Annotated in this window: 20 protein-coding genes; 14 read left to right on the forward strand and 6 right to left on the reverse strand. The window is 69.6% G+C overall.

Annotated elements, in window-relative coordinates; translation table 11 throughout:
• Positions 1 to 8: 8 nt before the first annotated feature.
• The 5 genes from ACWFRJ_RS22065 (at position 9) to ACWFRJ_RS22085 (ending at position 8,398) form a co-directional block, all read left to right on the forward strand.
• Complete coding sequence (locus ACWFRJ_RS22065; RefSeq protein WP_453533550.1) at positions 9 to 1,211, forward strand: allantoate amidohydrolase; 1,203 nt, start codon at positions 9 to 11, stop codon at positions 1,209 to 1,211.
• Positions 1,208 to 2,575: a formimidoylglutamate deiminase gene (locus ACWFRJ_RS22070; protein WP_453533302.1), complete on the forward strand. Its 1,368-nt coding sequence runs from the start codon at positions 1,208 to 1,210 to the stop codon at positions 2,573 to 2,575. The genes ACWFRJ_RS22065 and ACWFRJ_RS22070 overlap by 4 nt, the downstream gene beginning before the upstream one ends.
• 266 nt (positions 2,576 to 2,841) lie before the next feature.
• The gene (gene hutI / locus ACWFRJ_RS22075) at positions 2,842 to 4,029 is read left to right on the forward strand and encodes an imidazolonepropionase (protein ID WP_453533305.1); all 1,188 of its coding nucleotides are present in this window, start codon (positions 2,842 to 2,844) and stop codon (positions 4,027 to 4,029) included.
• A gap of 74 nt (positions 4,030 to 4,103) precedes the next feature.
• Positions 4,104 to 8,057: a SpoIIE family protein phosphatase gene (locus ACWFRJ_RS22080; protein WP_453533308.1), complete on the forward strand. Its 3,954-nt coding sequence runs from the start codon at positions 4,104 to 4,106 to the stop codon at positions 8,055 to 8,057.
• On the forward strand, positions 8,054 to 8,398 hold the full coding sequence (locus ACWFRJ_RS22085; protein WP_453533311.1) for an STAS domain-containing protein: 345 nt from the start codon (positions 8,054 to 8,056) through the stop codon (positions 8,396 to 8,398). The genes ACWFRJ_RS22080 and ACWFRJ_RS22085 overlap by 4 nt, the downstream gene beginning before the upstream one ends.
• A gap of 90 nt (positions 8,399 to 8,488) precedes the next feature.
• On the opposite strand, the gene ACWFRJ_RS22090 is transcribed toward ACWFRJ_RS22085, so the two are convergent.
• Positions 8,489 to 8,692, reverse strand: a complete 204-nt coding sequence (locus tag ACWFRJ_RS22090) for a hypothetical protein (RefSeq protein ID WP_453533314.1) — start codon at positions 8,690 to 8,692, stop codon at positions 8,489 to 8,491.
• 267 nt (positions 8,693 to 8,959) lie between these two features.
• On the opposite strand from ACWFRJ_RS22090, the gene ACWFRJ_RS22095 reads away from it, so the two are divergent.
• The gene (locus ACWFRJ_RS22095; protein WP_453533317.1) at positions 8,960 to 9,631 is read left to right on the forward strand and encodes a hypothetical protein; all 672 of its coding nucleotides are present in this window, start codon (positions 8,960 to 8,962) and stop codon (positions 9,629 to 9,631) included.
• On the opposite strand, the gene ACWFRJ_RS22100 is transcribed toward ACWFRJ_RS22095, so the two are convergent.
• Together ACWFRJ_RS22100 and ACWFRJ_RS22105 are read right to left on the reverse strand one after the other, a co-directional pair.
• Positions 9,632 to 9,841 carry a DUF397 domain-containing protein gene (locus ACWFRJ_RS22100; RefSeq protein WP_453533320.1) on the reverse strand — a complete coding sequence of 70 codons (210 nt, stop codon included), beginning with the start codon at positions 9,839 to 9,841 and terminating at the stop codon, positions 9,632 to 9,634.
• Positions 9,822 to 10,673 carry a helix-turn-helix domain-containing protein gene (locus ACWFRJ_RS22105; RefSeq protein ID WP_453533323.1) on the reverse strand — a complete coding sequence of 284 codons (852 nt, stop codon included), beginning with the start codon at positions 10,671 to 10,673 and terminating at the stop codon, positions 9,822 to 9,824. Before ACWFRJ_RS22105 ends, ACWFRJ_RS22100 begins: the two co-directional genes overlap by 20 nt.
• 112 nt (positions 10,674 to 10,785) lie before the next feature.
• On the opposite strand from ACWFRJ_RS22105, the gene ACWFRJ_RS22110 reads away from it, so the two are divergent.
• Positions 10,786 to 11,190: an ATP-binding protein gene (locus ACWFRJ_RS22110; RefSeq protein ID WP_453533326.1), complete on the forward strand. Its 405-nt coding sequence runs from the start codon at positions 10,786 to 10,788 to the stop codon at positions 11,188 to 11,190.
• Positions 11,191 to 11,212: 22 nt separating this feature from the next.
• Positions 11,213 to 11,902: an aspartate/glutamate racemase family protein gene (locus ACWFRJ_RS22115; protein ID WP_453533329.1), complete on the forward strand. Its 690-nt coding sequence runs from the start codon at positions 11,213 to 11,215 to the stop codon at positions 11,900 to 11,902.
• Positions 11,903 to 12,052: 150 nt separating this feature from the next.
• Here the strand turns inward: ACWFRJ_RS22115 and ACWFRJ_RS22120 are convergent, their stop codons facing one another.
• Complete coding sequence (locus ACWFRJ_RS22120; RefSeq protein ID WP_453533332.1) at positions 12,053 to 13,027, reverse strand: RNA polymerase sigma factor SigF; 975 nt, start codon at positions 13,025 to 13,027, stop codon at positions 12,053 to 12,055.
• Positions 13,028 to 13,265: 238 nt separating this feature from the next.
• Here ACWFRJ_RS22120 and ACWFRJ_RS22125 point away from each other — a divergent pair, with 238 nt between their 5' ends.
• The 6 genes from ACWFRJ_RS22125 (at position 13,266) to ACWFRJ_RS22150 (ending at position 19,076) form a co-directional block, all read left to right on the forward strand.
• Entirely contained in the window at positions 13,266 to 13,634 is a 369-nt protein-coding gene (locus tag ACWFRJ_RS22125; protein WP_453533335.1) for an STAS domain-containing protein, read from the forward strand.
• Positions 13,635 to 13,911: 277 nt separating this feature from the next.
• The gene (locus ACWFRJ_RS22130; protein WP_453533338.1) at positions 13,912 to 14,430 is read left to right on the forward strand and encodes an ATP-binding protein; all 519 of its coding nucleotides are present in this window, start codon (positions 13,912 to 13,914) and stop codon (positions 14,428 to 14,430) included.
• Positions 14,431 to 14,621: 191 nt separating this feature from the next.
• Positions 14,622 to 15,365 (forward strand): LPXTG cell wall anchor domain-containing protein, encoded by a 744-nt coding sequence (locus tag ACWFRJ_RS22135; protein ID WP_453533341.1) that lies wholly within the window; start codon positions 14,622 to 14,624, stop codon positions 15,363 to 15,365.
• A gap of 8 nt (positions 15,366 to 15,373) precedes the next feature.
• Entirely contained in the window at positions 15,374 to 16,420 is a 1,047-nt protein-coding gene (locus ACWFRJ_RS22140) for a WxL protein peptidoglycan domain-containing protein (protein ID WP_453533344.1), read from the forward strand.
• 143 nt (positions 16,421 to 16,563) lie between these two features.
• Positions 16,564 to 17,736: a hypothetical protein gene (locus ACWFRJ_RS22145; RefSeq protein ID WP_453533553.1), complete on the forward strand. Its 1,173-nt coding sequence runs from the start codon at positions 16,564 to 16,566 to the stop codon at positions 17,734 to 17,736.
• On the forward strand, positions 17,736 to 19,076 hold the full coding sequence (locus ACWFRJ_RS22150; protein WP_453533556.1) for a hypothetical protein: 1,341 nt from the start codon (positions 17,736 to 17,738) through the stop codon (positions 19,074 to 19,076). Before ACWFRJ_RS22145 ends, ACWFRJ_RS22150 begins: the two co-directional genes overlap by 1 nt.
• Before the next feature lie 134 nt (positions 19,077 to 19,210).
• On the opposite strand, the gene ACWFRJ_RS22155 is transcribed toward ACWFRJ_RS22150, so the two are convergent.
• Positions 19,211 to 20,068: an alpha/beta hydrolase gene (locus ACWFRJ_RS22155; protein WP_453533347.1), complete on the reverse strand. Its 858-nt coding sequence runs from the start codon at positions 20,066 to 20,068 to the stop codon at positions 19,211 to 19,213.
• A gap of 169 nt (positions 20,069 to 20,237) precedes the next feature.
• Positions 20,238 to 21,734 carry a peptide MFS transporter gene (locus ACWFRJ_RS22160; RefSeq protein WP_453533350.1) on the reverse strand — a complete coding sequence of 499 codons (1,497 nt, stop codon included), beginning with the start codon at positions 21,732 to 21,734 and terminating at the stop codon, positions 20,238 to 20,240.
• Positions 21,735 to 21,825: the final 91 nt, after the last annotated feature.

The following is a 21,825-nucleotide window of genomic DNA, read 5'->3' on the forward strand; positions in this document are numbered from 1 at the left end:
TCCACGCCATGTGGCGCTCGCTGCGGCCCATCGGCCGCAGCGACGCCTCGGGCGGCTACCGCCGCTACGCCTGGACCGGCGCCGACGCCGAGTGCCGCCTGTGGTTCCAGGCGCAGGCCGAGGCGCGCCGCCTCGACTACGAGGTCGACCGCAACGGCAACCAGTGGGCCTGGCTCGGCGACCCCTCCCGGGGCGACGCGGTGGTCACCGGCTCGCACCTGGACTCCGTCCCGGATGGCGGCGCGTTCGACGGCCCGCTCGGGGTCGTCACGTCCTTCGCGGCGCTCGACGAACTCCGCGCACGGAAGGTGTCGTTCAGCCGTCCCCTCGCCATCACCAACTTCGGCGACGAGGAGGGCGCCCGCTTCGGCCTCGCCTGCGTGGGCTCGCGCCTGACGGCGGGACAGCTCACGCGCGAGAAGGCGTACGAGTTGACGGACGCGGCCGGAATCACGCTCCCGCAGGCGATGGAGACGGCGGGATACGACCCGGCGACGATCGGCCCCGACCCCGAACGCCTGGCCCGCATCGGCGCGTTCGTGGAGCTGCACGTCGAGCAGGGCCGCGCCCTGGACCTCACCGGCGACCCGGTCGGCATCGCCTCCGCCATCTGGCCGCACGGCCGCTGGCGCTTCGACTTCAAGGGCGAGGCCAACCACGCGGGCACCACCCGTCTGGTGGACCGCCGCGACCCGATGCTGTCGTACGCGGAGACGGTCCTGGCGGCTCGGCGGGAGGCGGAACTGGCGGGCGCGGTGGCGACCTTCGGCAAGATCTCGGTCGAGCCGAACGGCGTCAACGCGATCCCGTCCCTGGTCAGGGGCTGGCTGGACTCGCGCGCTGCGGACCAGTCGACGCTGGACACGGTCGTGACGGGGATCGAGAAGGCGGCTCGCGAGTACGCCGACCGGCACGGCATCGACCTGGATGTCGTACGGGAGTCGTTCACGCCTGTGGTCGAGTTCGAGCACGCGCTGCGGGACGAGCTGGGCACGATCCTCGGCTCCGGCAAGGAGAAGAGACTGCCGGTCCTCGGCACGGGCGCAGGACACGACGCGGGTATTTTGTCCGGATCGATCCCCACCGCCATGCTGTTCGTACGGAACCCCACGGGCGTCTCGCACTCCCCGGCGGAGTTCGCCGCCGAGGACGACTGCATCGCAGGGGTGACCGCACTGGCCGACGTACTGGAAGGGCTGGCGTGCAGGTGACAACGGATACGGCGAAGGCGACCACGTACTGGCTTGAGCATGCCTGGCTCGACACGAATGTCGAGCCGGGCGTGGCGGTGGAGGTGACGGGCGACCGCATCACGGCAGTCCGCAAGGGCGTCGAGGCACCCCCGCCAGGCGCGACGGTACTGAGGGGCCTGACGCTCCCGGGCCTCGCCAACGCCCACTCGCACGCCTTCCACCGGGCCCTGCGCGGCACGGTCCAGGTGGGCTCGGGCACGTTCTGGACGTGGCGCGAGGTCATGTACTCGGTGGCGGACCGCCTGACACCGGAGACGTACTACGCCCTTGCCCGCGCGGTGTACGCGGAGATGGCCCTGGCGGGCATCACGACGGTGGGCGAGTTCCACTACTTGCACCACGCGCCGGGCGGCACCGCGTACACGGACCCCAACGCGATGGGCGAGGCGCTGATCGAGGCGGCGGCGGACGCGGGTATCCGCATCACGCTCCTGGACACGGCATATGTGGCGTCGGGATTGCTGACGGAGACCCGGGGCAAGGCCCCGAACCGCCACCAGCTGCGCTTCTCCGACGGAACGACGGAGGCGTGGGCGGAGAGGGCATCGGCGCTCAAGGACCGGGACCACGCCCGCATCGGCGCGGCGATCCACTCCGTAAGGGCGGTACCGGCAAGGCAGTTGGGAGCGGTGGCGGAGTGGGCGTCGTCCCGCGAGGCCCCCCTCCACGTGCACCTCTCCGAGCAGACGGCGGAGAACGAGGCGTGCCTGGCGGTCCACGGCCGCACCCCGACCCGCCTCCTGGCGGACCACGGGGTTCTGGGCCCCCGTACGACGGGCGTGCACAACACGCACCTCACGGACGAGGACATCGCGCTCCTCGGCCGTACGACGACGGGCACGTGCATGTGCCCGACGACGGAGCGCGACCTGGCGGACGGCATCGGCCCTGCGGTCCGCCTCCAACGCGCCGGCAGCCCCCTCTCCCTGGGCAGCGACAGCCACGCCGTCATCGACATCCTCGAAGAGGCGCGGGCGATGGAGCTGAACGAGCGTCTGCGCTCGCACACGCGGGGCCACTGGACGGCGGCGGCGCTGCTCCGGGCGGCCACGGCCGACGGTCACGCGGCCCTTGGCTGGGCGGACGCGGGCGCCATCGAGACGGGCGCCCTCGCCGACTTCGCGACGGTCGCGCTGGACTCGGTCCGCACGGCGGGCCCCGTGCCGCGCCTCGCCGCTGAGGCGGCGGTGTTCGCGGCTACGTCGGCGGATGTGCGGGACACGGTGGTGGGGGGCCGCCATGTCGTACAGGGCGGGGAGCATTCGCTGGTGCCGGATGTGGCGGGGGCGTTGGCTGAGGCGGTGGCGGCGCTGAGAGATTGATTCATTCCCCAACCCCGCCCCTTCCCGAAAACCGTGCCTGCGCCCCGGGCCTACCTGGGGCCTCGCCCCAGACCCCGGACAAGATGTCCTCAATCGCCGGACGGGCTGAAATCTTCAGCCCGTCCGGCGATTGAGGACGAACTCGGCGAAGCCGGTGACGACGGCAACCACAAGGCGCTGGGCCCCCGCGCCGAGCGGGTTTTCGGGAAGGGGCGGGGTTGGGGAAAGAAAACCGTCCAAACCCCCAGCCCCCACGGAGATGACGCATGCCCACCACCCTCATCACCAACATCGCCAGCCTCGTGACCAACGACCCCTCCCAGGGAGACGGCAGCCCCCTGGGCCTGCTCACGGACGCCGCCGTCGTCCTGGACGGCGAGAAGATCGCCTGGGTGGGCCCCGCCGCCAAGGCCCCCGCAGCGGACGCGACCCACGACGCAAAGGGCCAGGCGGCCATCCCCGGCTTCGTCGACTCCCACTCCCACCTCGTCTTCGCGGGCGACCGCACCCAGGAGTTCAACGCCCGCATGTCGGGCCGCGCCTACTCCGCAGGAGGCATCCGCACGACGGTCGCAGCAACCCGCGCCGCAACCGACAGCGAGCTGGAGGCGAACCTCACCCGCCACCTCCACGAGGCCCTCCGCCAGGGCACGACCACCTTCGAGACGAAGTCGGGCTACGGCCTCAACACCGAAGACGAGGCAAGGGCCCTGCGCATCGCGGCCCGCCACACCGAAGAAGTCACGTTCCTCGGCGCCCACATCGTCTCGCCCGACTACGCCGAGGACCCGGCGGCGTACGTAGACCTCGTCACCGGCGAGATGCTGGAGGCCTGCGCGCCCCACGCCCGCTGGATCGACGTCTTCTGTGAGAAGGGCGCGTTCGACGGCGACCAGGCCCGCGCGATCCTGACGGCGGGCAGGGCGAAGGGCCTGCACCCCCGCATCCACGCCAACCAGCTCTCCTACGGCCCCGGCGTCCAGCTCGCCGTAGAGCTGGACGCGGCGTCGGCGGACCACTGCACGCACCTCACGGACGAGGACGTGGACGCACTGGCGAACAGCGCGACCGTCGCCACCCTCCTCCCCGGCGCCGAGTTCTCCACCCGCGCCGAGTGGCCCGACGCCCGCCGCATCCTGGACGCGGGCGCGACGGTGGCCCTCTCCACGGACTGCAACCCGGGCTCCTCGTTCACGTCCTCCGTACCCTTCTGCATCGCCCTCGCCGTACGGGACATGGGCATGACCCCGGACGAGGCGATCTGGTCGGCCACGGCGGGCGGCGCGGCGGCCCTGCGCCGCACGGACATCGGCGTCGTACGCGAAGGGGCGCGCGCCGACCTCGCACTCCTTGACGCCCCGAGCCACGTCCACCTCGCCTACCGCCCGGGAGTGCCGCTGGTCAGCGAGGTCTGGCAGCGCGGGGCACACGTTTCACCGAAACGTGTGCGCTGACGCCCCTGTCTGAGGTGCCGATGTCCGGGCAGAATCGGATGAGTTGAAGGTGCTCCGCTCGAAGGTGCTGCCTGATGGACCCTGAGCTCCCCGAGCTCCCTGAGCTTCCACCGGATCTGGCCACGGCCGCCCTGCTCGGCGGCGTGATGGGACGGCTCTTCGCCGCCTACGACTGGGGCTCCCATCCGCTCGGACCGCCGTCCACGTGGTCCGATGAGCTGCGCGCCGTGGTCGCGGTGGGGCTGACGTCACGGTTCCCGATCGTGCTGTGGCTGGGGGCCGATGACCTGTTCCTCGTCTACAACGACGCCTACATGATCGGCCCCTTGGGGGAGAAGCACCCTGCGGCGTTGGGCATGCGGGGGCGTGATGTGTGGTGGGACATCTGGGACCGCATCGAACCCATGCTCGCCGGGGTCACCGAGACGGGAGAGGCGACCTGGTCCAGCGACCTGATGCTGCCGATCGTCACCGCGGGGCAGCCGCAGGAGCGGTACTTCACGTTCAGCTACGGCCCGATCATCACCGCCGGGGGTGATGTGGACGGCGTGTTCTGCGCGGTCACCGAGACCACGGAGCGGGTGCTCGGCCAGCGGCGGCTGCGCATCCTGAACACCGTGGGTTCGGCACTGATGGAGGCCCGCACGGCACAGGACGCCGCCCGTGCCGTGGTGGAGGCCTGCGCGGCCCACGACGGGGACCTGCCGTTCCTCGCCGTGTACGTGAAGGATCCCGACGCGCGCGAGAGCAGCCTCAGCCGGTGCACGCCACGGGTGACCGGACTGCTGCCCCGCTCCCTGGAAGCGCTGCTGCCGCCCGCATCGGCAGAGGCGGCCAGTTGTTCGGGCATGCTCCTTGTGACGGGGTTGGGAGCATCGCTGCCGCCACTGGCGTCGGTATTCGACGCCGGGGCGTGCCCGGAGCAGGCCCTGGTGCTCCCCGTATCCGATTCGGCGCACGGCGAGGGCGTGCCGATGGGGGCCGTGGTGATCGGCCTCAATCCGCGCCAGCCCCTCGACGACCAGTACCGAGGGTTCTGCCGGTTGCTCGCGGATCAGCTGTCGGCGGCTTTCGCCACGGCGACCTCGTACCAGCGCGAGCGGGAACGCGCCGACCTCCTTGCCGAGCTGGACCGGGCGAAGACGGTGTTCCTGACCAACGTCAGTCACGAGTTCCGAACGCCCTTGACGCTGCTCCTCGGTCCGCTCGACGACGCCCTGGCAGAGATGCGACAAATTCCCGGTGAGTCGGCACAGGCGGACCGTCTGCGCACCGCCCGCCGGAACGCGCAACGGCTCCTGCGCCTCGTCAACTCCCTCCTCGACTTCTCGCGCGCCGAGGCCGGAAAGGCCGCTCCGGTCCGCACCCTGCTCGATCTCGGCGCGCTGACCGCGCAGATCGCCTCGTCCTTCACCGAGCTGTGCGATCAGGCCGGAGTCGAACTGGTCATCAGGTGCGACCACGTGATCGCGGACGTCGATGTCGGCATGTGGGAGACGGTGGTCCTCAACCTGCTTTCCAACGCCGTCAAGTTCACCTTCGCGGGGACCATCACGGTGCGGGTCGCCGAGATCGAGGACAAGGCCGTCAGCCTCAGGGTCAGCGACACCGGTACGGGAATCGCCGGAGCGGACATCGGCAAACTGTTCGACAGGTTCTACCGCGCGGGCAACAACCGTGGCCGCAGCGTCGAAGGCAGCGGGATCGGCCTTTCCCTCGTACGCGGCCTTGTGGAGCTGCACGAGGGAACGGTGGAGCTCACCAGCGAGCTCGACGAAGGCACCACCGTGACGGTCAGGCTCCCGCCGGTCACGGAGGACGAGCGCACGGTTCGCGGCGTCACCGCCCTGCCCGCACCGCGATCCGGCAGTGACAACCCCTTCGTCGCGGAGGCGTTGCAGTGGCTCGGCCACGACGAGGACACACCGGACAGGTTCGACGACCTCACCGTCTCCCCCATGGAGGCGCCGCGCGGCCTGATCCTCATCGCCGACGACAACGCCGACATGCGCGCCCACCTCAAACGCATCCTGTCGGCCAGGTGGGACACCGTCGCTTTCGGCGACGGGGCAGCCGCACTGCGCGGTGTCCGCCTGCACCGTCCCGACGTCATCGTGACCGACGTGATGATGCCCGCCCTGGACGGCTTCGCGTTCGTCACCGCGATCCGTGCCGATCCCCAACTGGCTTCGATTCCGGTCCTGATGCTCTCCGCCCGCGCGGGCGAGGAGGCGGCGGGCGAGGGCTTCGCCAGCGGCGCCGACGACTACCTCCCCAAGCCGTTCCGCTCGGCGGACCTGCTCGACCGGGTCGCCGCACGCATCGCCGCAGCCGACCGCGAACGCGTCGAGCGGGAGTGGAACGAGGACCAGACGCGCCAGGCCACGGCGCGGGCCGAGACCTCCGGGCGGCTGAGCGAGGCCACTTCGATCGAGGACGTCCTCCATGCGCTGCTCGCCGCCCCGGGCAGCTCACTGCGGGCAGGCGCCGCCGCGCTCGCCCTGCCCGACCACGAGCTCGGCCAGATCCGCATCCACTACGCGGGCGCGGTGCCCGCCGAACTGCGCGACCGGTACCACACGGTGGCCCTCGATGCCCCGATCCCGCTCACCGACGTGATCCGCTCGGGCGAGCCGATGATCATTACCGACACCGCCACGTCCGCCGAGCGCTACCGGGTCCTGGCCCGCGACACGGAAGGCAGTGTCCGCGCCGCGCTCGTCCACCCGTTGAAGGACGCGGCCGGATCCGTCCAGGGCGCGATGGCGTTCCTCTGGCCCGAACCGCGCTCCTTCGCCTCCTCCGAAGTGGATACGTTCACCGGGCTCGCGGCAACGGCCTGGACGGCGGTGGACCGCGTGCGCAGCGCGGAGCGCGAGCGCCGTATCGCCACCGACTTCCAGGACCAGCTGCTCGACCTGGACCGACGGTCTCCCGCCGCCGTGGTGTCGGCGCTGTACGAGCCCGCGGCCGAGGCCATGCGGGTGGGCGGGGACTGGTACCTCGTCACGCCCCTCGACGACCCGGCGCGTGTCGCGGTGTCCGTGGGAGACGTCGTCGGCCACGGACTCTCCGCCGCCACCGTGATGAGCAAGCTGCGCAGCGCGACCACCGTTTCGGCCCTGTCGGAGCCGGATCCCCACTCCGTGCTCGAACTCCTCCAGAAGTACGCGTCCGCCGTGCCCGGCGCGGCCTGCTCCACCGTCGGCTATGCAGTGGTCGACTCCCGTGCGCACACCATCAGTTACGCCTGCGCCGGTCACCCCTACCCACTCCTGATCCCGCCCACCGGCGCCCCCCGCTACCTCGATCAGGGCCGGTGCCCGCCCCTGGCGACGCTCACACCCCATGAACCGGGTCCCGTGGACTTGGCCGAGTTCCCACCCGGCTCCCTGTTGATCATGTACACCGACGGGCTCATCGAGCGGCGGGAAGAGCCGCTGGACGACGGGTTCGCCCGGCTCGCCACCGCGGCCGGCCTCTACCGCGACCTGCCCGTCGGGTCGATCTGCGCCGAATTGCTCAGGGCCCTGGCACCGCAGGGCGGTTACACCGATGATGTCGCCGTGCTCGCACTGCGCCCGTCGGGAATCACCCCGAGCAGCTTCGTGACCGCGTTCCCCGCGGCCACCACGCACGTGCCGGACCTGCGCCACCGCCTGCGCGCATGGCTCGTCGGTCTGGGCATGACGGAGACGCTCCAGCACGACGTGCTGCTCGCGGTCGGCGAGGCGGTGGGCAACGCCATCGAGCACGGCAGCGCGTCGAACTCGGCGAACATCATCTCCGTAGAGGCCTTCGCCGACGAGGAGATGGTCTCGACGACCGTCTCGGATCCCGGCAGCTGGAGCGGTGACTCATCTGCGAGCCGCCGAGAGGCCACGCGCGGGCGCGGCCTGACCTTGATCAACGGCCTCAGTGAACACGTCCAGACCGTCCGTTCGAGCAGAGGAACACGCGTCACCATGCACCACCGGCGAAGTCCCGGTCCGGGGGCGCATTCCACATCCAGGGGAGCAACCCCATGACCGCGTCCACGTACGCCTTGCGCACCGCCCACGTAGGGCAAGAGGGCGGCGAGAGCATCCCTGTCGTCAAGGTCACCGGCGAGATAGACATCACCAATGCGGCCGACTTCGGTAAGGAGGTCGCCGCGTTGCCCGGCCCGCGCCCTCTGGTCCTGGACCTGAGCAACGTGCTCTATCTCGACAGCGCGGGCTTCGCCGTCCTCGACCGCCTCATCTCGGAGCGGACGGCGTATCTCGTCATCGCCCCCGGAAGCCGGACCCACACGGCGGCGATACTGCTTGGGATGCCGCATCACGCCTGTATAGACGCGGCCATGGCGGACGCCGAAAACCGGCCCTGACCGGATCGCACGACAGGCTCAGCCCGTCGCCGCGAACCCGTCACGCGGTAGCGACCCGTGGCTCGTCATCGACGAAGCCGAGCCGCCGGTTCATGCCGATGGCCGAGGCGTTGGCAGGGCGGTCATCTCACTGAAGGCGTGCCCCTCGGGCTGGATGGACGTGGTTGCCATGCCGACCCAGGACTCACCGTCCAGAGCGAGAACGACGCCGTGGGGATCGAAGGTGGGTACCTCGATGCGCTGGGCGACGTACTCGTCGTACGTGTAGAACTCCCCGCGGGTCGTACAGCGCACGCCGGTGTTCGGCGGTGTCGCCGACGGCCGCCATGGTCGTGAACTCGATACCGGTCTGCCGAGAGCTCCGGAGGCGGGGCTCGAACCGTGCATCGTCGAACGCATCCAGATCGAGCTTGAGCCGAACCCATTCAACGGCCATGAGGCACCTCCAGGATCACCGGACGTAACAGGTACGCGAAGCGAGCCTACCTACCCAGATACGCAGGGCCGATATGAGTATCCGCGCGGATCTGTGTCGGCGCAGGGCTGCCTACGGTGACGTTCATGACAGCACCCGAGCCCGCCTCCGCACCCAGCCGCAGACGGCGCGGGATCATCGTCCTCCTGGTCACACCGCTGGTGTTGCTGTTCGGCGGCGCCTGCTTCCTGATGTACGGCTGGCCGGATCACTACGACAGCGAGCCGCCGCCGGAAATGTTGCGGCGTATCGCGGCCGACAGCCAGGACGCCTACCGCGTACTGGATCTCGGGCCCGTGCTGAAGCCGCGGTCCGGGCCGGAGGACCCCGCTGATCACCACTCCAGCAACTCCGCTTCGACGGGCGAGTGCTACCCCGATGGGCTCGAAGCGATGAAGGACGAGCCTCTTGACGGTGTCTACAACATCCATCACGTCTGGACCGCCGTCAGGAAGGACGACTCCGGGGTGCGGGCCGCCTTCGGCCGCCTGGAGGACCAGCTCGCGGCAAAGGGCTGGGACGTCGACTGGAGCGAATCCGTCAACAAGCAGAACTTCAGCGTGCTCGCCGACAAGGACGGCTACCACCTGACGATCAGCTGGGAGGCGGACTTCAAGGAGGTCAGCGGCCTCGGCCGCAGTCCCTGCGCCCGCTTCCCCGACAGTTCGCAGGAGCGTGCTTACCGCCCCGCCGACAGCTACGGGGACCCGGACCGGCAACTGACTCCGCCCGCCCTTGTGCCCGACCGGCGGAGCTGATCAGAGCTCGCCCTGCGTGACGGCGGTGACGAAGGGGGCCCACGCTGACGCGGGGATCACGAGGGCGGGCCCGTGCGGCGCCTTGGAGTCCCGGACGGGGACGACGCCGGGGAGGCCGTCGGCTACCTCCACGCACTCACCGCCGTCGCCGTTGCTGTGGCTGCTCTTTCGCCACGCAGCGGCGCTCAAGTCAATCTTGTGGCTTGCCATTTCGATGTACCTCAGCCGCATCCTCGATCATGGCGAGGGACGCCTCCGGCGGCAGCGCGGCGGCCCTGAGCCGATCGTATGCCTTCCGGTACGGCTTCACGAGGGCCGGATCGTCGACGCACTGGCCGTGATACGGACCCTCCGTGTACATGAGTGGAGGTGCGTCATCGAACTCCATGAACATGAGCGACAGTTCCATGAAGGGACGGGTCGGGGCGTTCCACAAGAGAATCTGTGGAACGATCCGGCGGCGTTTCGCCAATGCCGCGATGTGATCGAGCTGCTCGGCCATCTCATCCGGCGGGAGGATCGGCTCCCGCAGCAGAGACTCATGCAGGATCGTCCAGTACTCCGGCTTCTTCGGGTTGTCGAACAACTTGGCGCGCTGCAATCGCGCGTTGATCTTCGCGTCGACCTCCTCCGGGAGGTCAAGCGGATGAGTGGAGTGGATGATGGCGCGTGCGTACGCCGGGGTCTGCAACAGCCCAGGGATGAGGGCGTTGCTCCACCGCTCGATGGTCCGCGCCCTTTGCTCCACCTCCGCGACCTGCACGAAGTAGGCCGCGTGCGCACCCTTCCGGGCATTGCGTACGTCCGCGCAGCGCCGCTCGAAGAACCCGTCGGTCCCCAGGAATTGGTCCACGTGGCACGCCAGTTCCAGCGGCATCCGCCGCTCACCCCGCTCGATCTCGCTCAGGTACGACGCCCCGAAGTAGCTGCCCTCCACGGTCTCCTGAAGCGTGCGGCCCGCCGCTTCCCGCTTCCAGCGCAGCTCCTTGCCGTAGAAGGCGGGGACGCTCGCCGAGCCGTCGATGTCCTTGCGTGACGCCACAGTTGACCGCCTCCACACTTCGCACTGTGGAACCCAAACCTCTGTCACGTTACGTCAGCCCACAGCACTGTGTAACCGAAACATCACAGAGCGCACGGAAGGGCGTACCCCCATGCAAGACCCGACCCCCACCCCCACCTCAGCCCCCACGCCCGACTTCGAACTGTCCCTGCTCGCAGTACCCAAGGCGGTCCCCGAACTCCGCCGCACCCTGAGTCGGCACCCGCACGGCAGCCCCCACCCCGACGTGCAACTCTGCGTCAGCGAACTGCTCAGCAACGTGATCCGGCACCTCGGCGAGGGAACCCCCGTGACCGTCCGCCTCTCCGGCACGCAGGGCCGGATCCGCGTGGCCGTCACGGACCCCGACCCCCGCGCCTGGCCCCTGCTCCGAAGGGCGGGCGGCGACGACGAGACGGGGCGTGGCCTGGCGCTGCTGGACGCGGTCTCGCTGCGCTGGGGCGTGGAGCAGGGGCCCGACAGCAAGACCGTCTGGTGCGAGCTGGGGGAAGGGTAGAGGGGGGTGCGACGCTGGCCCCATGAAGACCATCGGCCTCATCGGCGGCATGAGCTGGGAGTCCAGCGCGGAGTACTACCGGCTGCTCAACGAACTCGTACGCGAACGCCTGGGCGGCCTGCACTCGGCCCGCTGCGTGCTGTACTCCGTCGACTTCGCCGAGATCGAGCAGCTACAGGTCGCGGGGGAGTGGGAGCAGGCGGGCGAGGTACTCGCGAGGGCCGCCAAGGGGGTCGAGGCGGCCGGTGCCGAGCTCGTGCTCATCTGCACCAACACCATGCACAAGGTCGCTGAACAGGTCCAGGCCGCTCTCTCCGTCCCTCTCCTGCACTTGGCGGACGCGACCGCCGACGCGGTGCTGCGAGGCGGTCTACGGCGCGTAGGGCTGCTCGGCACCGCTTTCACCATGGAGGAGGACTTCTACCGGGACCGCCTTGCCGCGCACGGCCTTGACGTGCTGGTTCCGGACGCCGAGGGGCGTGCGCTCGTGCACCGGGTGATCTACGAGGAATTGTGCCTCGGGGTGGTGCGTGAGGAGTCTCGAGTGGGGTACCAGAAGGTCATCGGAGATCTCGTACGGAACGGAGCAGAGGGGGTCATTCTGGGGTGCACCGAGATCGAGCTGCTCATCGGGCAGGAACACAGCCAGGTGCCGCTCTTCCCGACGACCAGGCTGCACGCGGAAGCGGCAGTGGCGGCAGCGATCCAGTAGCCGGACCGCGGCCGGTCCGGGGGCACAAAACAACCCACCCGCCGCCCGGCGCACGATCCATGCGGGGCAAACGGGTGGGTGGGTGGGAGACATCCGCCGCGAAGCGGCGACTAAAAGAAGCCCCGCGAAAACGCCGAGCGGCGAGACCCCTCACTCGTCGACAGTCAGTCCCTTGCGGAGCTTGACGAGAGTGCGTGACAGCAGTCGCGAGACATGCATCTGCGAGATGCCGAGCTCATCGCCTATCTCCGACTGCGTCATGTTGGCGACGAAACGGAGCGAGAGGATCTTCCGGTCACGCGAGGGAAGTTCGGCGATCAGCGGCTTCAACGACTCGACGTACTCGATGCCTTCGAGCCCGTGGTCCTCGTAGCCGATCCGGTCCGCGAGCGCGCCTTCGGAGTCGTCCTCCTCGGGCTGGGCGTCCAGGGAGCTCGCCGTGTAGGCGTTGGACGCCGCCATGCCTTCGACGACTTCTTCGTTGGAGATGCCCAGGCGCTCGGCGAGCTCGCCCACCGTGGGGGCGCGATCGAATTGCTGGGCGAGTTCGTCGCCCGCCTTGGCGAGGTCCAGACGGAGTTCCTGAAGGCGGCGCGGAACGCGCACGGACCAGCTCGTGTCGCGGAAGAAGCGCTTGATCTCGCCGACGATCGTCGGCATCGCGAAGGTGGGGAACTCGACGCCTCGGCTGAGCTCGAAGCGGTCGATCGCCTTGATCAGGCCGATGGTGCCGACCTGGATGATGTCTTCCATGGGCTCGCTGCGGGAGCGGAACCGGGAAGCGGCGAACTTGACCAGGGCGAGATTCAGTTCGACGAGAGTGTTGCGTACGTACGCGTACTCGTGAGTGCCTTCTTCGAGGTGCTCGAGGCGTTCGAAGAGGGTCTTGGACAGCGCCCTCGCATCCAGCGGCCCCACCTCTGCGTACGGCGGGATCTCGGGCAGGTCGGCGAGCCCATCGACAAGGGCTTCCGTCTCCGCTGCGGACGTCAGGGCCGGGGTCTCGTCCGGCGTGGCTTCCGTGCGGGGACCCGGGATCTCGGTCTCTATACGGTTCGGTGAGAGTGTCGACGTCGCTCGGTCAGTGCGCGATTCGTCGAGCCGGGGTGACATGGTGTCCTCCATCGTTCTCGGCATATGGCTGCCGATGCCAATACGTGCACTGCGGTGTGCGGCGCCTCCAAAGCCGTCCGTGTTGATTACTGTCTCTTCTACCCCTACCCGTTTCCACGACGCAGTTGCAAGTGCGTTGTGCGGTGAAATGTCCGAATTCAGGGGCTTGTTCGGGTACCCGAGACCGTACGGAAGGCGTAATGTTCAGGGGCGTCATCAACAGCCACGACGGTCGGAAGTGAGTGACGGAATGGACCGCGGGACAGTCGGTAGCGCGCAGGGTGGCCGGCTTCTGGTCGAAGTCCGGGCCGAGGGCCCGAGCGTCGTCGTGACTCCGGCAGGTGAGTTGGATCACCACACCGCCGATTTGTTGCGTGAACCACTTGAGACCTGCCTCAATGACGGGTTCTCGCGGCTCGTCGTCGACTGTTCGCGCCTGGAATTCATGGATTCCACCGGACTCAACGTCCTCCTGGGGGCCCGGCTCAAGGCCGAGGCCGCGGGGGGCGGAGTGCATCTGGCCGCGATGCAGCCGGTGGTCGCACGCGTCTTCGAGATCACCGGAGCCGATGCGGTCTTCACTGTCCACGAGACGCTCGAAGCGGCGTTGACCGGCTGACCGGACGGCCCGCTGACGGAGCGTACTCAAGAGTTACGCGCCAGTTGTCTCTATGTGATCATCGCGTTACCAGCGTCACACAGGTCGCGTCGAATAAGTGGGTGTTCTCACGGTTCGGCCGGGCAGGAGAAACCCTGGATGCGTAGACAGCGGTCCGGAAACAAATCGTTGCCAAATCAACAGCAGGAACGGTCGAGCAGTCGATGATCTCTCTTGGATCGCCACCACTTGTCCCGTTCCTTGTCCAGAGTCCTCTTGTCGGTGAGGTGAAGCGCTGATGAGCACCACCCGGCCTTGCTCGCCGGGCGACCGCGGTCCGGAGTCCGAGACCGTTGTCGCGGACGCTCCCGCGGACCAGGTCGCTGCGGCGGCCACGGTCCGTCAGGGGCGCCAGGTCCGCAGGCTGAGCCTGAACGGCGCGAGCGGGATCGTTCCGCTCGCCCGGGACTTCGCACGCCAGGCGCTCCAGGCGTGGGGCTGGCTGCCCGCGGCGGGCGCCGACCAGCGTGCTGCCGCCGAGGACGTCCTCCTCGTCGTGTCCGAGCTGGTGACCAACGCGTGCCTGCACGCCGAGGGGCCCGACGAGCTCTGGCTCTCCTCCGACAACAAGGTGCTGCGGATAGAGGTGTCCGACCGTGGCCCGGGGCAGCCCGCGCCCCGTACCCCGCACCGTGCCGGGCGGCCCGGCGGGCACGGGATGTTCATCGTGCAGCGCCTCTGCCTGGACTGGGGCGTCGTCCGCACTCCGGGGGTCACGGGCAAGACGGTGTGGGCGGAGCTGAGCGCTCCCGCGTAGTTCCCCCCTCCGAGCCCACTCAGTTCCCCCTTGGGTTACCCACGGTTCGCACACGCGCCGGATCACTGAGATCCGGCGCGTTCTTTGTCTTCCCTCGACAGGGCCCCGGGCGTACCTTGAGCGCCCAATCTGATGTGCCGTCAGTAAATCCGCACCGCGGCACGCCACGACCGGCATGAGGGGAACTCGAGGTGTCGTACAAAAAACGTAGGGCCGCGCTCGCGCTTGCCACGGCATTGGCCGGCGGCTCGGCGGTGCTGATGGCCGCCCCCGCCGCGCAGGCCGACGTCCAGGACGTCAACTACCAGTGCAAGACGCCCATCGGGAACAAGGGCGCCGTATCGCCGATCGACATAAAGAGCGTGAAGAGCGGCAGCGGCTACAAACTCACCATGTCCTTCCAGAAGGGCGTCTCGTCGAGCCCCGTGGAACTCGGCAAGGGCGCGATGAAGCCGAGCGCGCTCATCAAACTGGGCGGCGCGGAGAGCGGCACGGTGCCGGTCTCCGGAGCGCCCAACGACAAGGCGATCCCGGCCAACACCCCCATCAAGATCAGCGACCTGTCGGGGACGTACACACCGAAGAAGAGCGGCAAGGTCACCTTCACCGCGGGTGTCCTGACCATCAAGGCGCTCGGCACGACGACGACGTGCACGCCGTCCAACAGCCCCAAGCCCTCGCTCTCGCTCGACGTGAAGGGATCGGGCGGCGGCGGCACCACGGGTGGCGGCGGCTCCGGAGGATCGAGTGACGACGGCGGCTCCGGCGGTTCCGGCGGTTCGGCCAGCACTCCCTCCGGCGGCGACGAGCTCCCGCAGACCGGACCCGCGGACTCCGCGATCGCGCTCGGCACCCTCGGCGGCACGGTGCTGCTCGCGGGCGCGGCAGGCGCGCTCTGGCTGACCCGCAGGAACCAGGCGGCCCGCTCGCGCTAGGCGCGTACATGTCGCGCCAGGTACGTACATCACGCACGACGCGCAGGACGCGTACGGCGCGTACGAAGATCCAGGAGCCGCCGATGCCGTCGCTGCTGTCCGTTGCCCGCGCTCTCACCGTGGCCGTGGTCTTACTGGGGACGGGCGCGGCGCAGTCGACTCCGGTGTTCGCCGACGACTCCGGAGCGTGGTCCGTCGCGCCCTCCGCGGGAGGAGGGACGCGGCCCGCGAAGGACGGGCGGCCCTACTTCTACGTGGAGGGCACGCCCGGATCGGTCCTTGAGGACACGGTGACGGTCACCAATCCGGGATCGAAGCCGCGCACGGTGGAGCTGAGCGGCGCGGACGCGGACAACACGCGGGGCGGCGCGTTCTCCCTTGAGCGGGGCAAGCCGACCGACACCGGCTCCTGGATCACCTTCGCCGAACGCGAGGTGAAGGTGCCGCCGCGCACCCGCGCCGAGGTGCCGTTCAGCGTGAGCGTCCCCGAGAGCGCGGTGCCGGGCGACCACCCCGGGGCGATCGTCGCGCGGGAGGGCGGCCGTGACGCCGGGGTGCGCGTGCACCTGCGGGTGAGCGGACCGACCTTGTCCGCGCTGACGGTCGAGCACGTGAAGCCCCAGGACGGGCGCATCTCGTACGACGTCGTCAACCGCGGCAACACGGTCCTGACCCCCAAGCTCAAGGTCCGCGCGCAGGGCGTCTTCGGCCCGCTGCTCGACCGGAAGCCCCGCACGCTTCCCGTGGAACTCCTCCCCGGCCGCAGGGTCACCCTCACGGAACCGTGGACCGACGCCCCCGCGCTCGACTCCGCCGAGGTCACCCTCACGGTCACGGCAGCGGGCGGAGCCCACGGCAAGGCGTCCGCATCGGTGCGCTTCGTGCCGTGGGGAGCGGTGGCGGGGGTGGGGGCCGGGGTGCTCGGCCTTGCGGCGGCGGGCGTCTGGTTCGTGCGCAGACGCGGACGGACGGCCGGGGGTCTGCCACCGGATGAACCTGAACAGGGGTTTACGGAGCTGGAGTTGGCGGGAGTGAGCACGGGAAGGGGCGAGTAACTGTGAACGGCCACACCTTGTTGTGGGCAGGCGTTCCGCAAGGCGAGTGGGGCCTCCCCTGCTCGAGCGGAGCCGAGAGCTTGGGGAAGGGTGGGCACAACGCCCCACCGGCCAGCACCGCCAAACGAAACAGCAAGAGGTACATAGCCGCAGCCGCCGCGCTCGCGGCGCTCTTCGCGGCTCTGCTGCTCCCGGCGGGCCACGCCACGGCAGCGGACAAGCCAAAGGTCACCCTCTCCCAAGCCCAGGCGGGCAAAGGCGGCGACATCACCGTCAAGGGCGAGGGATGGCGACCGAACGCCCTCCTGATGATGCTCGTCTGCGGCCAGTCCACCCCGGCCAGGGGCGTACCCGGCGGCACGAACTCCTGCGCCAACGACACCGGCCGCGCCGTCACGACGGACGGCAAAGGCGCCTTCAGTAAGAAGCTCCCCGTCGCCGAGCCCCCGAAGCCCTGCCCCTGCGTGGTGCACGTGGCCACGGTCACGGGGGAGAAGGCCCAGGCGGACGCGGCCTTCAAGGTCGCGGGCCACCCCGTGGAACCCCTGCCCAAGCAGCAGGGCGGCGGGAAACTCTCCGTGCTCACCGACACCCAGCTGGACGGGGCGAGCGGGGTACTGACCTGGTTCGGGGCTCCGCCGTCCCGCAAGTTCACCTTCACCGTGGGCAACGTCGGCTCGGCCCCGGTCAAGAACCCCGTCTTCCAAGTGGGCACATCCCACGGCGTGTTCGCCCCGCAGTGGGAGGAACAGCAGTGGCGCGGCACCATCGCCCCGGGCAAGAAGGCCCAGATCAAACTCCCGGTCGAGCTCTCGGCCGGAGCGCACGGCAACTACCTGGTCTCCCTGAAGTTCGGCGGCAAGGTCCTCGCCGAGCAGCCCTGGGGCGTCGGCCGCCCCTGGGGTGTCACCGTCTTCTGGATCCTGCTCTGCGTCGTCGTACCGGCCGCCGTCTTCCGCATCGGCATGGCGGTGGTGGACAAGCTCCGTCCGGGCCGTCGCCGTGGCGGACGCAGCCGTCCTGCGGGCCGACACCGCACCGGCAGGCTCTTGGAACTCACCGAACGCATCCCGAAGTTGCGGCTGCCCCAGGGGGCGGTCGCGGCGGACGAGGCGGCGCGTACGCCAGGTACCTCACGTACCTCACGTACGCCGCGTACGAAGCCGCCCCGCGAGTCCGGCAAGGACACCGCCACGAACAACACGACCACACTGCCGTGGTTCACCCCTGACACAGACCCCGGCGCCGGGACCGATCCCGCCGGACAGCTCTCCGCACCGTCAGAGAACAGCCCGACGACGAAGGGAAACACGTGATCAGCACACGACGGAGAGCGGGCGCGGCCTCGGTCTCGCTGCTGCTCGGCGGGGCGGGCATCCTGCTGGGCGCGGGATCCGCGCAGGCGGCCGAGACCGCGTACAAGACGGAGTGCATTCCGCCGCCGATCTCGGGGCTTCCACCGGTGCAGGGCACCACGAAGGTGGAGATCAGCGCGCCTGCCACCGCGAAGGTGGGCGACGAGGTCGATGTCGTATGGAAGACCACGGAGGCCGCGTCCAAGAACCCGGACGTCCTCGACCTGGACAAGGACACGGTCAAGCCGACCGGCACCATCAAGCTGGGCGGCGGCCAGAGCGGTGACCTTGCGGTGGCGGGCGAGCGGGTCAATCCGCCGATCAAGAAGAACAGCCCGATGATCCTTTCCGACATGAAGGGCAAACTGAAGCTGACCAAGGCGGGCGACATCACGCTCACGCCGGACGCGTACAACATCAATGTCAGCAAGCCGATATCGACCGACACCAAGTGCACGCCGAAGGAGCCGGTGAAGGCGGGCGCGACCATCAAGGTGACGGACGGCGGGGGCGGTTCCGGCGGCGGTACGGCGGCTGGTGGCAATACGTCGGGCAGTACGTCGGGCAGCACGGCGGGCGGCAACACCGGCGGGAAGACGGCCGGTTCCACCGGCGGTGACTCCACCGGTGGCGGCGACGGAGGCAAGACCGACTTCCCCGGCAAGGAAGTCCAGACCCCCTACAAGTGCAAGACGCCCATCGGCGACAAGGACGCCACATCGCCCGTCCAGATCAACGCCAAGAAGGACGGCGGGAACTACGCCCTCACGGTGAAGTTCAAGAAGTCGGTCATGGACAGCCCGGCCGACATCCCCGCGGACTCCGTGAAGCCGTCGATGGCGGTCAAGCTGGGCGGCGCGGACAAGGGCACGGTGGCGGTGGAAGGGCCCACGAACAAGGAGCCCATCAAGTCCGGCGACCCGATGACCATCCCTGACCTGACCGGCACGTACAAGCCGGGCGCCGACGGCAAGTCGACGCTCTCGCCGGGTGTCCTCACGGTCAAGGCCCTCGGTACGACGACGACCTGCACGCCGTCCAAGTCCGAGGTGTCCCTGGAGATCGACACGGCGGCGCAGCCGGGTGGCGCGGCGGGCGGTTCGGGCTCTGCGGGCGGCCCCGGCTCAGCGGGCGGTTCGGGTTCTGCGGGCGGCTCTGCCTCGGGCGGCGGCGGCCTCGCGGAGACGGGCGCCGACGACAACGGCACGCTGCGGGCCCTCGGTCTCGTCGCGGGCACGGTGATCCTCCTTGGCGGCGCGGTCTTTACGTTCCTCCCGCGACGGAGGAGCGGCCTGCGCTGACGCGCCTTAGGGGCGCGGGGAACTGCGCGCTTAGCAGTGGACGGCCCGCAGAGGCGTCTGCCTGCGGCGGCCACTTGGCGGGTGCGGGCGCGCTGTGGTTGCTCGCGCCGTTCCCCGCGCCCCTTACGGGGCCCTCAGGTGTGCCGGCGCAGCCAGCGCAGGACCGCCTGAGCGACAGCCGGGTCCCTCAGGAGTTCGCCTCCGTGCGCGTGGCCCGGTTCGAGACGCACCGTGACATCGCGCAGGCCCGCCACCGTCTCCGCGTGGGCGAGTTCGGTGGAGTGCGCCACGGGCACGAAGTCCGCCGCCGAGTGCGTCAGGAGCATCGGCGGGTCGTTCGTTCCCGAGGCGTGCGACTTGGCGGAGAGGTCCTCCCACCGCCTCATGCACCGCTGCCCGTCCCGGTCCGGCGCGCACCCCGCGAGCCGCTGCGCCGACCCCCGCAGCCTGCGCTGGGCCGAGGACGCGGCGCGCGTCCCGCCGTCCTTCCAGGCACGGAAGGGCGAGGCGACGGGGGAGAGGGCCGCCACGGCCCGTACCCGCTTGCGTCCGGCGCCGTAGGCCCCCGCGCTGACGGCGAGATGCCCGCCCGCGGACGACCCGAGCACCAGGGGCGTACCGCCGCCCCGCCGCTTGATCCACCGCAGGGCCGCGAGCACGTCGTCGCGCTGCGCGGGCCATACGGCGTCGGACGCAAGCCGGTAGTCGGTGTCGTACACGGTGAACCCGCGCGCCGCGAACCACCGCGCCCACCCGCTCCAGTCGGTGTCCCGCACCCAGGAACCGCCGTGCAGGATCACCAGGGACGGGCGCCCGGCCGCCCTGGTGCCGTACACGGTGATGTTCTGGCGGGCATGCTTCCCGTACGAGAAGGTCCGGCCCGGCGACGGCTGCTGTGACAGTCGGGACGGGTCGGGGGCGGCCTCTACGGCGGCGGCACTGGACGACAGCATCGCCACACAGAGGGCGAGGACCGGCAACGTACGGCGCATGGCCAGATGCTGCACCGCCGGGGCCCGGTACCGGCGCAGAAACGTTCTCCGTCACCGCCACGGGTTAGTGGACGATCCTCTGTTCGCGCGAGTGGGCGAACGCGAGGGTACGAACGCAAAAGGCCGCCGCACCCTCAGGTGCGGCGGCCCTCTGGAGGCGTGGGGGACGTCAGTTGACGGAACCCATCATTTCCTTGACCTTCTTGCGGTTCAGATAGATGCCGAAGCCCGCGATGACCGCGATGGCCGCCTCGACGGCGACCGCACCCGACGTGTTCAGGTTGACCCCGAGCTGCGGCGACGTCAGCAGCCCTGTGACGGAGTCGCCCGCGGTGACCGCGAGGAACCAGACACCCATCATCTGGGCGGTGTACTTCGCCGGGGCCATCTTGGTCGTGACCGAGAGGCCGACCGGGGAGAGGCAGAGCTCGCCGACGGTCTGGATGAAGTAGATCGCCACCAGCCACATCGGGCTGACCTTGCCGCCGTTGTTGGCGGTGTCGATCAGCGGGATGAGGAAGACGAGGAAGGAGATGCCGATCAGCGTGAGGCTGGAGGCGAACTTGACCGCCGTGCTCGGCTCCTTGCCCCGCTTGTTCAGCCACAGCCACGCCGAGGCGACCACGGGGGCGAGCGCCATGATGAAGATCGGGTTCAGCGACTGGTACCAGGAGGTCGGGAAGTCGAACCCGAGCAGGTTGTTCGTCGTCGAGCCCTCGCCGAAGATCGACAGGGTCGAGCCGTTCTGGTCGTAGATCATCCAGAAGACGGCGGCGACGACGAAGAACCAGATGTAGCCCGAGAGCTTGGACTGCTCCAGGTTCGTCAGCTCCTTGTCGCGCTTCATGCGGACCAGGACGGTGACCGGGATGACCAGACCGGCGATGGTGAGCGGCATCAGCGCCCAGTCGGCGAAGTTGCCGCTCACGGCGAGGAACGTGTAGAGCGCGGCAGCCACGATCAGCCAGATCAGGCCGGTGCGCAGCGCGGACTTGCGCTGCTCGACCGTCGCGGGCTTGGAGACCACGCTGCTCTCGCCGCTCAGGTGGCGCGAGCCGAGCATGAACTGGGCGAGGCCGAGCGCCATGCCGACCGCGGCGAGCGCGAAGCCGAAGTGCCAGTTGACGTTCTCGCCCACGGTGCCGATCGTCAGCGGGGCGAGGAAGGCACCCATGTTGATGCCGATGTAGAACAGCGTGAAGCCACCGTCACGGCGCGGGTCCTCCGGGCCGTCGTAGAGGTGGCCGACCATCGTGGAGATGTTCGCCTTCAACAGGCCCGAGCCGAGCGCGACGAGCGCGAGACCGGCGAAGAAGGAGCCCGAGCTCGGCAGCGCGAGCGTGATGTGGCCGAGGATGACCACGCCGGCGCCGATGGCGACCGTCTTGCGCGGTCCCCAGAAGCGGTCGGCGACCCAGCCGCCGGGCATGGCGAGCAGGTAGACCATCGACATGTAGACGGAGTAGATCGCCGTCGCCGTCGTGGCGCTCATGCCCATGCCGCCGGGGGCGATCAAGTACAGCGGGAGCAGTGCCTTCATGCCGTAGAAGCTGTAGCGCTCCCACATTTCGGTCATGAAGAGTGTGGCCAAACCGCGGGGGTGGCCGAAGAAGGTCTTCTCAGAGCCAGGGGTACCGGCGGAGTCCTTCGTCAGGCTGGACGCCATGGGTCGATCCTCGTGGGTTCGGGACGCGCGGCAAGAGCGTGTGCGCGCCCGTGTGGGGGGCGGTCGGCACCGGGGTCGTACCGCCCACACC

The sequence above is a fragment of the Streptomyces sp. NPDC055239 genome (assembly GCF_053606205.1).